Origin of the sequence: Actinophytocola sp., assembly GCF_049647105.1 — a bacterium.
Lineage (GTDB): Bacteria > Actinomycetota > Actinomycetes > Mycobacteriales > Pseudonocardiaceae > Actinophytocola.
Map to the genome: position 1 here is coordinate 56,278 of NZ_JBARWZ010000286.1, position 13,228 is coordinate 69,505.

At 68.8% G+C, this 13,228-nt stretch carries 12 protein-coding genes; 3 read left to right on the plus strand and 9 right to left on the minus strand.

Going from position 1 to position 13,228, the window contains the following annotated elements; genetic code table 11:
- Positions 1–2: 2 nt before the first annotated feature.
- The 5 genes from WBA97_RS34140 to WBA97_RS34160 all read right to left on the minus strand — a co-directional run bounded on the left by WBA97_RS34140 (position 3) and on the right by WBA97_RS34160 (position 5,454).
- The gene (locus WBA97_RS34140; protein ID WP_424235121.1) at positions 3–914 is read right to left on the minus strand and encodes an NAD-dependent epimerase/dehydratase family protein; all 912 of its coding nucleotides are present in this window, start codon (positions 912–914) and stop codon (positions 3–5) included.
- A 140-nt stretch (positions 915–1,054) separates the two neighbouring features.
- Complete coding sequence (locus WBA97_RS34145) at positions 1,055–2,257, minus strand: twitch domain-containing radical SAM protein (RefSeq protein WP_424235122.1); 1,203 nt, start codon at positions 2,255–2,257, stop codon at positions 1,055–1,057.
- A 7-nt stretch (positions 2,258–2,264) separates the two neighbouring features.
- On the minus strand, positions 2,265–3,203 hold the full coding sequence (locus WBA97_RS34150) for a phytanoyl-CoA dioxygenase family protein (protein WP_424235123.1): 939 nt from the start codon (positions 3,201–3,203) through the stop codon (positions 2,265–2,267).
- 15 nt (positions 3,204–3,218) lie between these two features.
- Complete coding sequence (locus tag WBA97_RS34155; RefSeq protein ID WP_424235124.1) at positions 3,219–3,944, minus strand: FkbM family methyltransferase; 726 nt, start codon at positions 3,942–3,944, stop codon at positions 3,219–3,221.
- Between the two features lie 58 nt (positions 3,945–4,002).
- Complete coding sequence (locus WBA97_RS34160; RefSeq protein WP_424235125.1) at positions 4,003–5,454, minus strand: NAD(P)/FAD-dependent oxidoreductase; 1,452 nt, start codon at positions 5,452–5,454, stop codon at positions 4,003–4,005.
- 176 nt (positions 5,455–5,630) lie between these two features.
- Here WBA97_RS34160 and WBA97_RS34165 point away from each other — a divergent pair, with 176 nt between their 5' ends.
- Both WBA97_RS34165 and WBA97_RS34170 read left to right on the plus strand, forming a co-directional pair.
- Positions 5,631–6,545, plus strand: coding sequence for a putative sugar O-methyltransferase (locus WBA97_RS34165; RefSeq protein WP_424235126.1), 915 nt, complete (start codon positions 5,631–5,633; stop codon positions 6,543–6,545).
- Complete coding sequence (locus tag WBA97_RS34170; RefSeq protein ID WP_424235127.1) at positions 6,542–7,504, plus strand: NAD-dependent epimerase/dehydratase family protein; 963 nt, start codon at positions 6,542–6,544, stop codon at positions 7,502–7,504. The genes WBA97_RS34165 and WBA97_RS34170 overlap by 4 nt, the downstream gene beginning before the upstream one ends.
- A gap of 1 nt (position 7,505) precedes the next feature.
- Here the strand turns inward: WBA97_RS34170 and WBA97_RS34175 are convergent, their stop codons facing one another.
- The 4 genes from WBA97_RS34175 to WBA97_RS34190 are packed head-to-tail and all read right to left on the minus strand — an operon-like array spanning position 7,506 to position 11,825.
- Entirely contained in the window at positions 7,506–8,108 is a 603-nt protein-coding gene (locus WBA97_RS34175; protein WP_424235128.1) for a dTDP-4-dehydrorhamnose 3,5-epimerase family protein, read from the minus strand.
- Positions 8,109–8,117: 9 nt separating this feature from the next.
- A complete protein-coding gene (locus WBA97_RS34180; protein ID WP_424235129.1) occupies positions 8,118–9,356 on the minus strand; it encodes a methyltransferase domain-containing protein in 1,239 nt (412 codons plus the stop codon).
- A gap of 31 nt (positions 9,357–9,387) precedes the next feature.
- Positions 9,388–10,509, minus strand: coding sequence for a DegT/DnrJ/EryC1/StrS family aminotransferase (locus tag WBA97_RS34185; RefSeq protein WP_424235130.1), 1,122 nt, complete (start codon positions 10,507–10,509; stop codon positions 9,388–9,390).
- Between the two features lie 11 nt (positions 10,510–10,520).
- A complete protein-coding gene (locus WBA97_RS34190; RefSeq protein WP_424235131.1) occupies positions 10,521–11,825 on the minus strand; it encodes an acyl-CoA dehydrogenase family protein in 1,305 nt (434 codons plus the stop codon).
- Between the two features lie 333 nt (positions 11,826–12,158).
- Here WBA97_RS34190 and WBA97_RS34195 point away from each other — a divergent pair, with 333 nt between their 5' ends.
- Positions 12,159–13,208: a nucleotide disphospho-sugar-binding domain-containing protein gene (locus WBA97_RS34195; RefSeq protein ID WP_424235132.1), complete on the plus strand. Its 1,050-nt coding sequence runs from the start codon at positions 12,159–12,161 to the stop codon at positions 13,206–13,208.
- Positions 13,209–13,228 lie beyond the last annotated feature (20 nt).

Genomic DNA, 13,228 nt, shown 5'->3' on the forward strand with positions numbered 1-13,228 from the left:
GGTCACACCCGGGTCGGGTTCACGTGCCTGGCCAGTATGTGGTCCCAGCACTGGCGGACCCCGTCGGTCAGCGTGGTCGTCGCCCGCCAGTCCAGCGTCGCGTGGGCCAATGAGGAGTCCAGGTAGTTCCCCCGCTGGTCGAACTGCCTGCCACCCTCCCGGGTGACCACCAGTTCGCGGCCGACCACGGCGGCGACGGTGTCCAGCAGCTCGGCCAGGGACGTTGGCACCCCGGAGCCGACGTTCGCGACGTCGGGAATCCCGTCGGCGGTTCCTGCCGCGACCCTGCGGTGCACCGCTTCGAGAACCGAGGCGACATCGTCCACGTAGACGTAGTCCCGCACCACCCGGGGATCTCCGAAGAGCTGGATGGGCTCGTTCCTGACCGCGGCCGTCAGCCAGTGGGCCAGTACGCCGTAGCCGGGTTCCGGTTGCTGGCTGGGGCCGTAGACGTTGCTCAACCGCATGACGACGGGCTGCACGGCGTCGGCGTGGCCGAGGAGGTCACGCTCGAGCTGGAGCTTCGCGCGCCCGTAGGCCGACGTCGGCCCGGTGGGCGCCGACTCGGCGAACGGCGGCGCGGCGTCGAGCCCGTAAACGGTGCCGCCGGAACTGGCCAGGACGAACACCGGGCGGCGGCCGCAACGGGCCAGCTCCGCCAGCACCGTGTTGAGCAACCGCCGCTCGGCGACGACCTGATCCGGCTGACGTTCGGCGAGCAGCGGGTTCAGCCGCGCGGCGAGGAAGAAGACGGTTTCGGCCTCGCACAGGCCAGGTGCGGCCCGGCCGTGCGCCACGGGCGGACGTGCGCTGTTGAACCACGCCACCGGATGGCCTGCCCCGGTGAGTGCTGGCATGAGCCGGGAACCGATGAAGCCGGTGGCTCCGATGACCGCGGCAGGGCACTCGCGCATCGACGCTCCTCTGTAACGGTCCCCCTCTGGTCCGGCGTGCCGGCACGGGGAAGACCACCGGACGGCCGCGGGCACCGCGCTCCGTCGAACCGCTGATCACGCAGGCGCCTGGCCCGCGTTCCGGCGGACCCCGCCGTTCATCACGTGCTTTCTTCGACCAGGTTGAGCGGGTCCAGCGAGGTCATGAACGAACGCAGGGAAGTGAGGTGTGCCGCGGGTTTGTCCCAGCCCAGCTCGGCACACCAGGCGATGAGCTCGGTCAGCTCCTCGGTGCCGCGAACCTTCTCCTCCTCCGGGAGGTTGGCCACCGACATCTCCGCGGGCCACTGCACGACGTTGGCGAGGTCGATGTCCAGTTCCTCGGTACGCGCGAACTCGAGCAGGTTTCGCAGGTCCCACAGGTTGTCCCGCTGCGGCGACACCTGGAGCCACAGCTCCACCTCGGTCCTGAGCCTGCGCACGTTGCTCAGGAACGTCTCCCACTTCCCGCCGACCCTGATCCGCTCGAACACCTCGCCGACGCCGTCACAGGACGCACCGATGCCGACGCTCTTGAAATGCGGGAACGACTTGATCGCCCGCTCGGCGGACACCGTGAGGTTGGAGTTGTAGACCACGTCGACGTTGCCAGCGTTGCCGGTTTCCACGAGGAGTTCGAGCAACGCGAAATGGCCCGGCTGCATGAAGGGCTCGCCACCCGCGAAGTACAGCCTGCGGATCAGGTGCGCGTTCTCCCGCAGTGTCCGCCACAGTTCCTCGTCGTCGCGGTACGGGTCGATCACCGCGGAGGACCACGACGGCCGCTGCTTGGCGCCCCACGACGAGCTCACCGGGTACGTGCACATGACGCACCGCAGGTTGCACGTGTTGCCGAACCGGATGTCGAGGAAGTACGGGAACTCCTCGACGGTGCCGTCCTCCTCGGTGCGGGCGGCGAGCGCGTCGAGGTCGAACTCGTGCTGGAACCGGCGGTTGATGCTCTGGCGGTAGGACTGGGCGCCGTGGTCCTCCCGGAAGTAGCAGTAGCTGCACGCGTCGACACGCTCGCCGCGCAGCATCGCCAGCCGGGTTCGTTTCATGTTGGGACTGTTGAACGCCTCCTCCAGGCCCAGCACCCGGCCCGGGTTGTCCTTGGCGTACCGCGAGCCTGGCGAGCAACCGATCGCGTCGTCGTTCAGGGTGAACTCGGGCTCGTCCTTCTGGTCGTACAGCTCGTTGTGATACATCGCGCCATCGACACAGCAACGGCCGTAGACGCCGTCGATGGAGGCGCAGAGATGAATCCATGGCAGCACGCACAGGGTCTTGTCCGTCGCGCCGTGGCCGTCATCCTCGGTGGTCATCTCGGGCTCACCATCGCCAGTTCTCCTCGTGTGGCACCCGGAACGTGTCGATCTCCGGCTGGTCCCCCCAGCGCTGGAGCGACTCCGCGGGGCGGTAGTCGAACGGTTCCTCGTCGCTGAATCGTGGATCGGCGGCACGCATCCCCACGCAGGAGCGCAGCACCTGCTGCTTGAGACCGACGTAGTCCTCGGTGTGCGGCCCCAACTGCCACTCCACCTCGCCGGGCCGGTACTCGAAGTAGATGACGCGACGCTGTTTGCCGACCACCGCCGGGGCGCCGTGCAGGGTAAGGATGTTGTGCAGCAGTACGTCCCCCGGCGCCATGACGGCGGGTACCGCGCCGGTGGTGTCCCATTCGCTGACGTTGAGCCGGTCCGCCGTCGTCGTGAACCGCTCGTCGCTCCAGTAGTTGGACTCCGGGATGCACCAGACGCAGTTGTCCTCCGGCGCGGGGTCGAGGTAGATCCCCGCGTCGATGATCCGGCCCATGCCGGTGACGCCGACCGCGTTGTCGTACAGTCCGGCGTCCCGGTGCCACGCCAGCCGAGGTGCCCCGGCCGTGGTCTTGAAGACCATGCTGTCCCAGGTCGGGATGAGGTTGGGCCCGACGAGCTGTTCCATGATCCGCAGCAGCAACGGGTGGCCGGCCAGCAACGCGATCGGCCGGGACTTGTCCACCACGTACTCGATCCTGGTCGGCGCGGCGTCCGGCAGGTGGGACTCCAGGGTCCAGACGATGTCGTCCATCGACCGCGTCGACCACGCCTGGTCGATCAGCGTCTTCCCGGCCTCCCGCACGTCCGCCAGTTCCTCCTGGGTGAGCAGCCCGCGCACCGCCAGCACTCCCTGCCTGCGGAACGCGGTGACGTGCTCGGGCAGCAACCCGGTCCGCCGGATGTCGCACTCGGGAACCCGGCTGCCGGAGCGCACGTCCGCGACAGTCATCACCCTGAAACCCTTCTACTCGGCGGTGGTGGAGGTGGGAGCGGATCCGGCGCAGTCCGCGACGAAGTTCCAGTCCCGTGTCAGCGCCTCGGCGAACGAGGCGCGATCCATCGCGGCCGCACCGGCCAGCCACGCCCGCAGTGTGAACACCCGGTATCCCAACTCACCGACCAGCAGCGACCAGAGATCATCGGTTGTCGTGCCGTACTCGCGCATGACGTGGTCGCCACCGTGCTCGAACACGATCACCGGCCTGCTCCGGCGCAGGGTGCGGCGCGCACCTCGCAAAGCCAGCACCTCGCCGCCCTCGACGTCGATCTTGACGAGGTCGAGATGCACCTCTGGCGGCACGACGTCGTCCACGCGCACGGTGTCGACCGTCATCTCGCGCAGCTCCTCCGCGGGCCGGTCGTAGGGACGTTGGTGCAGACCGCTGTAGCCCGGGTTGGAGGCGACGTGCACGAAGCTGTGCCTGCCCTCGGTGTCGGCGGCCGCGGCCCTGACCAACGTGACCGACGGCAACCTGCCCGCCAGCTCGTCGGCCAGGTACGGCAACGGTTCGACCGCGAAGTGCCGCCCGTCGGGCGCCACCCGCACCAGGTGCTGAGTGATCTCGCCGACGCCCGCGCCGAGGTCGAGGCTCGCGGAGGTCGCGGTGCAGGTCCGTTCGATGATCTGGACCGTCTGCCGGTCGTACTCGTCGTTGCGCTCAAGGGGGTCGATCACCTCCTGCTCGGGCACGGTGACACCTCCTCGGAGACGGCAATGGGCACGGACGTGGCACAGGTCCTGGTCACGGTCAGGACGCGACCGGCCTGCTCCGGCCGATGCCGAGCCGAGGGCTGGTCATCAGGTACAGGCCGGTCTTCGGGTCGAACAGGTCGTGCCCGTCGAGCTTGTTCAGCGATTCGCTGACCGGGGCCTTGGGGGTACCCGCCTCGGCCATCCTGCGGGCCTGCTCCGCGGCGAGGAACAGCGCTCCGACGGAGTTGTCCGCGTCGGCCTCTGGCATCTCCGGGCTGGCCGTGCGACCGACCATCGCGTCGTCCATGTCGGCGAGCCCGGCGATCAGCTGGGCGAAGGCCCTGGTGCCGTCCACCTTCTCGTACCCGCCATCGGGCTGGTCGTTGACCAGCCGGTCGGCGAGGGCGAAGTAATTGTCCTTGCCCGCCTGCTGCTGGTAGACGGCCGCGACCAGGGTGAACAGCCGCTCGAAGGCGTTGCGGTAGAGCGTCTCGTAGAACCCGCTTGCCTGCTCCTCGTCGACGTCGCCATTGACGATGGCCAGGATGGACGCCGCGGACAGCAGTCCGCTGTAGAGCGCGAGGTGCACGCCGGTGGACAGCAGCGGATCAAGGAAGCACGCGCTGTCGCCCGCGGCGAAGTAGCCGGGGCCGCAGAAGCTGTCGGCGACGTAGGAGAAGTCCTGCTCGACCCGGACGCCCGGCTGGTAGGTCCCGTTCGCGACCAGGTCGCGGACCGACGGCGACTCCTCCACCAGCGCGGCGAGCATCGCCTCGAGGGACTCGTGCTCGGAGCGGCGCTCGAGGAACCGCTTCTGGTGGCAGACGAACCCGACGCTGTACCGGTTGTCGCGCAACGGGATCACCCAGTACCAGCCGTCCGGCGACGAGATGACGTTGATGCCGCCCTTCGGCGAACCGGGCAGCAGCGACCCGCCATCCCAGTAGCCCCAGATCGCGACGTTCTTGAAGGTATCGTTCGCCTGCCTGCACTTGAAGTGCCGCGCGGGGATCAGCCCGGCCCGGCCGGAGGCGTCGACGACGAAGTCGAACTCGCTCGTGCGCCGCTCGCCGGTGTGCGGCTCGACCCACTCCGCGGCCACGGCGCGGTCGCCGTCGAAGACCACCCGCTTCACCTCGGCGCCCTCGATGACGCTGGCACCCTGCTTGGCGGCGTTGTTCAGCAGCACGTGGTCGAAGTCGTCGCGGTCGACCTGCCACGAGCGCACGCCGGGGCCGAAGATCACGGACCAGTCGATGGCCCAGTCCTCCTTGCCCCACCGCATCAGCACACCGTTCTTCTCGGTGTAGCCGCGGGCGTCGACCTCGTCGAGCGCGCCGATGAAGTCCACGATCGTCCGGCACGACGACGCGATCGACTCACCGATGTGGTAGCGCGGGAAGGTCTCCTTCTCCAGCAACGTCACCGACAGACCCGCACGCGCGAGCAGGGTCGCCGCGGTCGATCCGGCGGGTCCCCCGCCGATGACCAGGACTGTGCTGACCATTGGGCTCCCATCATCGACAAGCCGATCCGAATTTCGAACCTCACCATACGGCGGATCGAAAATGGCATTCAACGTTTCCAGGAAAGGTCTAGTGGGACCGCTAGTGCGGTCCGCCCACGCTGGTCCGGACTCTGCCAGGATTGCTATCGTTCCCAAGAAACAGGCGAGGAATGTCAATGGACCGCAAGTACGGCCAGAGCCAGTTGTGGGAACATAACATCAATACGGTGGTGACCGAGGCGGCGGTCACCGATCTGTCGACGTTCAAGTCATCGGGCCTGAACTTCAAACTGGCGCTCTGGGATCCCAGGAGCAACGGTCTGCGCTACCTGAAGACGCTGGTGCATACTTTGGCCGCCGCGCTCGGCCCGGAGAACTGGGCGCGTATGCGCCGCATTCGCAACCGGCACGTCGGCGCGCCGATCAGTGTCATCTACGACGGCGAGCTCGTCTGCGTGGACTACCTGATGGCGGTGCACGAGCTCGAGTTCATGGCCGGCGGCGCGGACCTCGACGGGATGGCCGTGCTGGAGATCGGCGCCGGCTACGGCCGCACCTGCCACGCCATGATGTCCAACCACGACATCGCGTCCTACGACATCGTTGATCTGGAGAGCACCCTGCCACTGTCCCGCGCCTACTTGCGGGAGGTGCTGGACGACGAGCAGTTCGCCAGGATCGGCTTCCATTCGGTGAACGACGTCGAAACGCTGTTCGAGTCCCGGGAATTCGACCTCTGCGTCAACATCGACTCCTTCGCGGAGATGCCCCCGGAAACGGTGCTGGCCTATCTCGAGCACATCGCCACGCGGTGCCGCTACCTGTATGTCAACAATCCGGTCGGCAAGTACCTCGACAAGAGCCTGGACGGGCACTGCCAGGGTGACGAGGTCGTCGCCATGGCGATGGCGACCGGGCTGCTCCGCGACATCATCGACATCCACAACAGCCGCGCGGTGCGGGCGCGCTCCGGCGACTTCGTCACCGCCTACCGGCCCGCGCGGGACTGGCACTGCGTCGCAGAAGGACGGGCCGTGCCGTGGACGTTCTACTGGCAGGCTCTCTACCGCCGCGAGGACCGGCCCGCGTGAGCCGCCGCCCGGTGATCGCGGTGCTCGGCGCGTCGGGCTTCATCGGCACGGCGGTCATGGCGGCGCTGGCACCTCGCCCGGTCACCGTCCGTGCCGTCGCCAGGGGGCCCGCACTCGTGCCGGAGAACGCGCTGGCCGACTACGAGGTGCACACCGCCGACCTCACCGTCGCCGCGAACCTCGCCGAGGTCGTGGCCGGTGCGGACGCGGTCATCCACCTGGTGCTCGACGGCGCTGGCTGGCGTGGCGCGGGCAACCGGGAGCACGAGTCCGCGAGTGTCGGGGTGATGCGCGACCTCCTCGACTGCCTGCGCGGGCAGGCGGTCGAGCGGCCTCCCGTGGTCGTGTTCGCGGGCTCGGTCACCCAGGTGGGTCCGCCACCGAGGACACCGATCGACGGCACCGAGCCCGACCGTCCGATGACGGACTACGACCGCCAGAAGCTGGCGGCGGAGGGCCTGCTCAAGGCCGCGTCCGCCGATCGCGTCGTCCTCGGCGTCTCGCTGCGGCTGCCCACCGTGTTCGGGCTCCCGACGGACCGCGACCGGGGCGTACTGGCCGCGATGACGCGCCGTGCGCTCGCGGGCGAGGCACTCACCATGTGGCACGACGGCTCGGTCCGGCGAGAGCTGCTCGACGTCGAGGACGTGGCCGCGGCGTTCGTGGCCGCGCTCGACCATGCCGACGCGCTGGCGGGCAGGCACTGGCTTCTGGGCAACGACCGCAGCGACCGGATCGGCGACGTCTTCACCGCCATCGCCGAGCTCGTCGCCGAGCACACCGGGCGCCCTCGGGTCCCGGTGTGCTCGGTGCCACCGCCGGCACACGCCCAGCGGACGGACTTCGAGAGCGTCGCGGTCGACTCGTCCGCGTTTCGCGCGGCCACCGGCTGGCGGCCGCGCACCCCGCAGCGCGAGGCGCTCGCCAGGATGGTGATGGCAACGGCCGCCCGGCCGTGACTCACCGCAGGAAGCTCGCCTCGATCTCCACGCACGTGCGGAACTCGGGGAGCAGACCGGCGGCCCGCGCCTCGTCGAGGGTCGGGGCCGTGCGGTCGCGTTCGGACTGGACGAGTTCGATCCCGTCCGGAATGGGCAGTCCCAGGACCGGGTCGAACGGTGAGAGCGCGAGCTCACCGGTCGGCACGTACTCCCGTGAGAGCGTGTAGGACACGATGCTGTCCTCGTCCAGTGCGACGAACAGATGCCCGACCCCGATCGGGAAGTAGACCGCGCGGCGGTCCCGGTCGTCGAGCACGACGGTGTCGTGGCGGCCGAACGTCGGCGACCCCACCCGCACGTCCACGACCATGTCGAGCACGCGGCCGTGCGGGCAGTGGACGAGCTTCGCCGAGCCCGGCGGGGTCGCGCTGTAGTGCACTCCGCGTATCACGCCCCGCCGGGAAACGCTGTAGCTGATCTGCTCGACCGGGAACAGTGGGTGTCCGACGGCCTCGACGAACACCGAGTCCAGGTAAGGGGACAAGAACACGCCGCGGTCGTCGGGAAAGGCGTCGGGGGTGAACGCGAACGCACCCGTGACCGCCAGCTCACGCGTCTCCATGTCAGCCGGTCACTTCAGGTGGACGTCGGGTACGTACAGGATCCACCGGCCGCCCGCTTTGCGGAACTCCTGTTCCTTGGCCATGATCTCCTCCGCGTGGTTCCACGCGAACAGCAACGCGTAGTCCGCTGACTCCGAGGAGAACTCCGACGCGGGCCGGACCGGGAGGTGGGTTCCCGGGGTCAGCCTGCCTTGTTTGGCCGGCGTGGTATCGCACACCCACGACACGAGGTCCGGTCCGATGCCGCAGAAGTTGGCCAGTGTCGCGCTCTTGGCGGTCGCCCCGTACGCGACGACCCGCTTCCCATCGGCCTTCAGCTGTTCCAGCAGGGCAAGCAGATCCGTGCGGATGCCGTTGACCTTGGTCGCGAAGTGCTCGAGCCGCTCGAGACCGGCGACCCCGGCCGCGTCCTCCTCGGCGATCAGCTCGGCCACGGCGGCGGTTGGCCGCCGGACGCCGGCGCGGGCGATGGTGTACCGGACCTCGCCGCCGTGCACCGGAAGTCGCTCGACGTCGACCAGCTCGAAGCCGAAGCGCGCGGCCATCGCCGCCACCGAGCGGGCACTGAAGAAGTAGAAGTGCTCGTCGTAGATCTGGTCGAACGAGGTCTTGTCCAGGATGTCACCGAGGTAGGGGTCCTCGAAGACGAAGATGCCCTCCGGTGCCAACAGCTCATCCACCCCGAGGAAGATCGACCGCAGGTACGGGATGTGGCAGATGGTGTTGGCCGCGTAGATGACGTCGGCCGGGCCGTCGGACGCGCGAACCTCGATCGCGGTCGCTTCTTCGAAGAAGTCGCCACGCACCCGCAGCCCTCGGTCCCTCGCCGCCGCGGCGACCTTGCCGGACGGCTCGAACCCCAGGTGCCGTACGCCTGCCTCGTGCACGGTCGCCAGCAGCACCCCGTCATTGGAGCCGATCTCGACGAAGAACGAGTCAGGGCCGGACAGTTCGGCCTCCAGGAAGCCGCGCGCGGTGTCCGCGAAGTGCTTGCGCATCGTCTCCGAGCCGGAGGAGTAGTACGGATAGTCCTCGTGGAACATCTGCTCGCGCGGGACGGCCTCCATGAGCTGCACCATCGTGCAGGTCTCGCACACCCCGACCGCGAGGTGGAAGAAGAACTCCGTCGACAGGTCCGCCTCGGTCAGGAAGCGGTCGGAGAGCGGTTGGCGGCCCAGGTCGAGGAACCCGGTGGTCCGGCCGTCGCACACCTGGCAGGCACCCGATGGCCTTGCCTCGTCGGTCATGACAACTCCTCGTTTCCGGCGCAGCGGGGCACTAGAGGGTTTCCAGGACTTCACGCAGCGCGCCGATCACCTTGTCCTGGCGGTCCTTCGGCATCGACGGGTACATGGGCAGGGAGAAGATCTCCCCGGCCAGCCGTTCGGTCACCGGGAGCGAGCCGTCGGCGTAGCCGAGGCGGGTGAACCCGGTCATCGTGTGCACGGGCCATGGATAGCTGATGGTCAGCGTGATGCCGTGGGCCCTTAGCCGTTCGATGATGGTGTCGCGCTGCGGGTGGCGCACGACGTAGAGGTAGTAGACGTGTTCGTTCCCGGGGGTCACCGACGGCAGGGAAAGGCCGGTGGCATCGAGGATGTCGCCGAGCCCTTCCTCGTAGCGGCGGGCCACCGCACGCCTGCCCTCGATGTAGGCGTCGAGCCGGGTGAGCTTGCGCCGCAGGATCTCCGCCTGCACCGCGTCGAGCCTGCAGTTGTGCCCTGGCGTCTGGACGACGTAGTAGACCTTCTCCATGCCGTAGTAGCGCAGCCGCCGAAGGCTGCTGTCGATGGCCTCGTCGGCGGTGATCACCGCGCCGCCGTCGCCGTACGCGCCCAGCACCTTGGTCGGGTAGAAGGAGAAGGCTGCGGCATCGCCCATCGTGCCGACGAGCCTGCCGTGCTGCCGGGCGCCGTGCGCCTGGGCGCAGTCCTCCAGCACGAGCAGGCCGTGCTCGGCGGCGAGCCGCGTCAGTGCCGTCATGTCCACGGCCTGCCCGTAGAGGTGCACGGGCAGGACCGCCTTGGTCCTCGGAGTGATCGCCTCGGCCACCAGGTCGACGTTCATGAGGCAGTCGTCCGCACGCACGTCGACGAAGTTGGCGGTGGCGCCGACCGCGTCGATGGCCAGCACCGTCGGCGCCGCCGTGTTGGACACGGTGATCACCTCGTCACCCGGCCCGACGCCCATCGCCTGCAGGGCCAGCTTGATCGCGTTGGTGCCGTTGTCCACCCCGACGCAGTGGGACATGCCGTGATATGCGGCGAATTCTTCCTCGAAGCCGTCGACGCTCTCGCCGAGCACGAGGTTGCCGGACTGGAAGACCTTCTCGATCGCGTCGAGCAGGTCGGCCCGCTCCTCCTGGTACTCCGGTAGGTAGTCCCACACCCGAATAGCCATGTTCGCCCTTCCTAGGACTGGTTGCCTTGTTCAACGAGGGGGTCTCGAACAGCACCCTGGGTCTGGGAGCGGACGGCCCGGACACTCATGTAGTCGTTGTCCCGATCGAGGCGCAGTGCCTGGCCGCTGAGGAAGTCGACGGCGTCGGCGTAGTTGTATGGCTGCATGAACCCGCCTGCCCGGACGTCGCGGTAGAGGCGCGCCAGCGGGTGTCCGGCCGAGTACGCCTGGCCGCCGACCATCGACATGCTGTCGGTGACGACCCGCACGGTCAGGTCGTTGACGGTCATCTTCGCCCACTGGAACGGCGTCATCATCCGTCGTCCGCGCTCGTCGGGGTCCATCGTGTAGTCGTCGTTGAGCATGTCGGCGTTGAGCAGCGCGGCACCGGTGGCCGCGCGCAGCGCGTACAGCCGGGCGTCGGTCTCGGCGACGAGTGAGCGCAGGCCCGATGCGATGTCCTTGCCGCGCCTGGCGCAGTGCTCGACCGCGATGTCCCTGGCCGCCTGGGCGACGCCGGCGTAGATGCCCAGCATGGTGATCGAGCTGACGGTCTGCCCGGCCAGCACCGCGTCCCGGCGCGCACCCACCCGGCTTCTGTCGAGCACGTCGTTCGCCGGTACCAGGCAGTTGTCGAAGTCGACTTCCAGCGTGCCGGAGGCCCGCATGCCGAGACCGTCCCAGTCCGGCAGCACGGTCAGCCCGGGGGTGTCCCGGCCAACGAGGGGCACGACGAGCTTGCGTGCGCCGTCGTCGCCGTCGGGTCCGAGCGCGTGCACGAAGAAGTGCGTGCCGATCGGCGCCATGCTGACCAGCGTCTTGCGGCCCGACAGCCGCCAGTCACCCGAATCGTCCCTGGCCAGCGTGGTGACCACGCCGGGGGCGTCCTTCAGCCCGGTGCAGACCGCTGCCTCGCCAGCGGCCATCCCCCGCAGCAACCGCTCGGCCAGCGCGGACGCGGCCGGGGAGCCGTGGCGCCACTCGTAGGTCAGTGTCAGCGCACGACTCAACTGCACGTGCATGGCCAGGGCCGTCGAGGCGTCGGCCTCGGCCAGGACGCGCAGCCCCACCGCCAGGTCGTACAGCTGGTCGACACCGAGACCGCCAAGTTCGGCGGGCACGGTCGCGCCCATCAGGCCGACCTTGGCGAACCCCGAGAAGGTGTCCTCAGGGAAGGTTGCGTTCTGGTCGTTCGCGTGGGCCTTGGCCCGGATCTCGGCGGTGAACCCGGTAAGCAGGTCCACCATGGTCTCGCCCTCCGGCGAGACCGGTGCCCGAAGATCCGACGCACCCGAATACGCGATGTCACTCAGCATTGCCCGTTCCATTTTCGGCTCCCAGCGACCGGCGCGAGTCCGTGACCACATCCCTGGAAGAGCGGATCGGCCTTATCGACATACAGAACCAAGATAGATGCACGGAAGGTAGTGATATGGCGTCCAAGGAGAGACTGCAACGAAGACTAGTCGAATCACTCGAACTGATCGGACACCGACCGTCGGAGCATGGTGCGCACACCGTACACGTCGCTACATTGACTTGATCCGAGCGGAGGATTCGTGAAAATTCTGTTTATTGCCGGCCCGGCGAAATCGAACGTATTCGGTCTCGCTCCCCTGGCGATCGCCGCGCGGGGATGCGGTCACAGCGTGATCGTCGCCGGCACCGAGGAGGCCACCGCCGCGGCGGTGAGCATCGGCGTGCCCGCCGTGACGACGAGCCAGTTGTCGCTGACGCAGCTGATGACCACGGACCGCACCGGCAGTCCGCTGCGGATTCCCGGCGACGGCGCGGAACTGCCGGTCTTCGTCGGCCACATGTTCGGCAGGCTGGCCGCGGCGACCCTGCCCACGCTGCGGTCCCTGATCGCCGGCTGGCGGCCGGACGTGCTCGTCTGCGGGCCGCACGCCTACGCGGGGCCGATCCTCGGCGCCCACTTCGGGCTGCCCAGTGTGCGGCACCTCCTGACCGGGACCCCAGCCGACCGGGAGGGCACGCACGTCGGCGTCGACGACGAACTGCGGCCCGAGCTGAGCGAGCTGGGCCTGGACCGGGTCCCCGGCTTCGATCTGGCCATCGACATCTTCCCGGCGAGCATCCGGCCCGATGGCGCACCCGTGCAGCCCATGCGATGGACGCCCACCAACGAGCAGCGGCCCCTCGAGCCGGGACTTGTCGCTCCTGGCGAGCGCCGCCGGGTGCTGCTCACGGCAGGCAGCCTGGCCACGCCCATGCACGGCATCGGCCTGCTGCGTGACATGGTGGCCTCGCTCGCGGAGCTGGACGTCGAGTTGGTCATCGCGGCCCCGGACGCGGTCGGCGCCATGCTGCGCGACGAGGACGGTGTCGTCGCCGCGGGCTGGCTTCCGCTGGACGTCGTGCTGCCCACCTGCGACCTGATCGTGCACCACTCCGGCACGATGACCGCGCTGACGGCGATGCACGCCGGCGTCCCGCAGCTGATCATCCCGCAGGAGAGCCGGTTCATCGAGTGGGCCGATCTGCTGGCCACAAAGGACGTCGCGATCGCCCTGCCGCCGGGAGAGGACACCCCGGACGCCGTCACGCGAGCCGCCCGCGAGCTGCTGGGAGACCCGGTCTACGCCACCGGGGCCCGCGTCCTCGCCGACGAGATCGCCGGGATGCCCCTGCCTGCCGACGTCCTCGACGTGCTGAAGGGGCTCGCCCCCGCGTCGTGACCGGCCGGGTACAACCGCGC

What these genes read in the sequence shown, in the direction of transcription:
- WBA97_RS34140 (WP_424235121.1), bottom strand. Translation starts at nt 914, where the DNA reads ATGCGCGAGTGCCCTGCCGCGGTCATCGGAGCCACCGGCTTCATCGGT.
- WBA97_RS34145 (WP_424235122.1), bottom strand. Translation starts at nt 2,257, where the DNA reads ATGACCACCGAGGATGACGGCCACGGCGCGACGGACAAGACCCTGTGC.
- WBA97_RS34150 (WP_424235123.1), bottom strand. Translation starts at nt 3,203, where the DNA reads ATGACTGTCGCGGACGTGCGCTCCGGCAGCCGGGTTCCCGAGTGCGAC.
- WBA97_RS34160 (WP_424235125.1), bottom strand. Translation starts at nt 5,454, where the DNA reads ATGGTCAGCACAGTCCTGGTCATCGGCGGGGGACCCGCCGGATCGACC.
- WBA97_RS34165 (WP_424235126.1), top strand. Translation starts at nt 5,631, where the DNA reads ATGGACCGCAAGTACGGCCAGAGCCAGTTGTGGGAACATAACATCAAT.
- WBA97_RS34175 (WP_424235128.1), bottom strand. Translation starts at nt 8,108, where the DNA reads ATGGAGACGCGTGAGCTGGCGGTCACGGGTGCGTTCGCGTTCACCCCC.
- WBA97_RS34180 (WP_424235129.1), bottom strand. Translation starts at nt 9,356, where the DNA reads ATGACCGACGAGGCAAGGCCATCGGGTGCCTGCCAGGTGTGCGACGGC.
- WBA97_RS34185 (WP_424235130.1), bottom strand. Translation starts at nt 10,509, where the DNA reads ATGGCTATTCGGGTGTGGGACTACCTACCGGAGTACCAGGAGGAGCGG.
- WBA97_RS34190 (WP_424235131.1), bottom strand. Translation starts at nt 11,825, where the DNA reads ATGCTGAGTGACATCGCGTATTCGGGTGCGTCGGATCTTCGGGCACCG.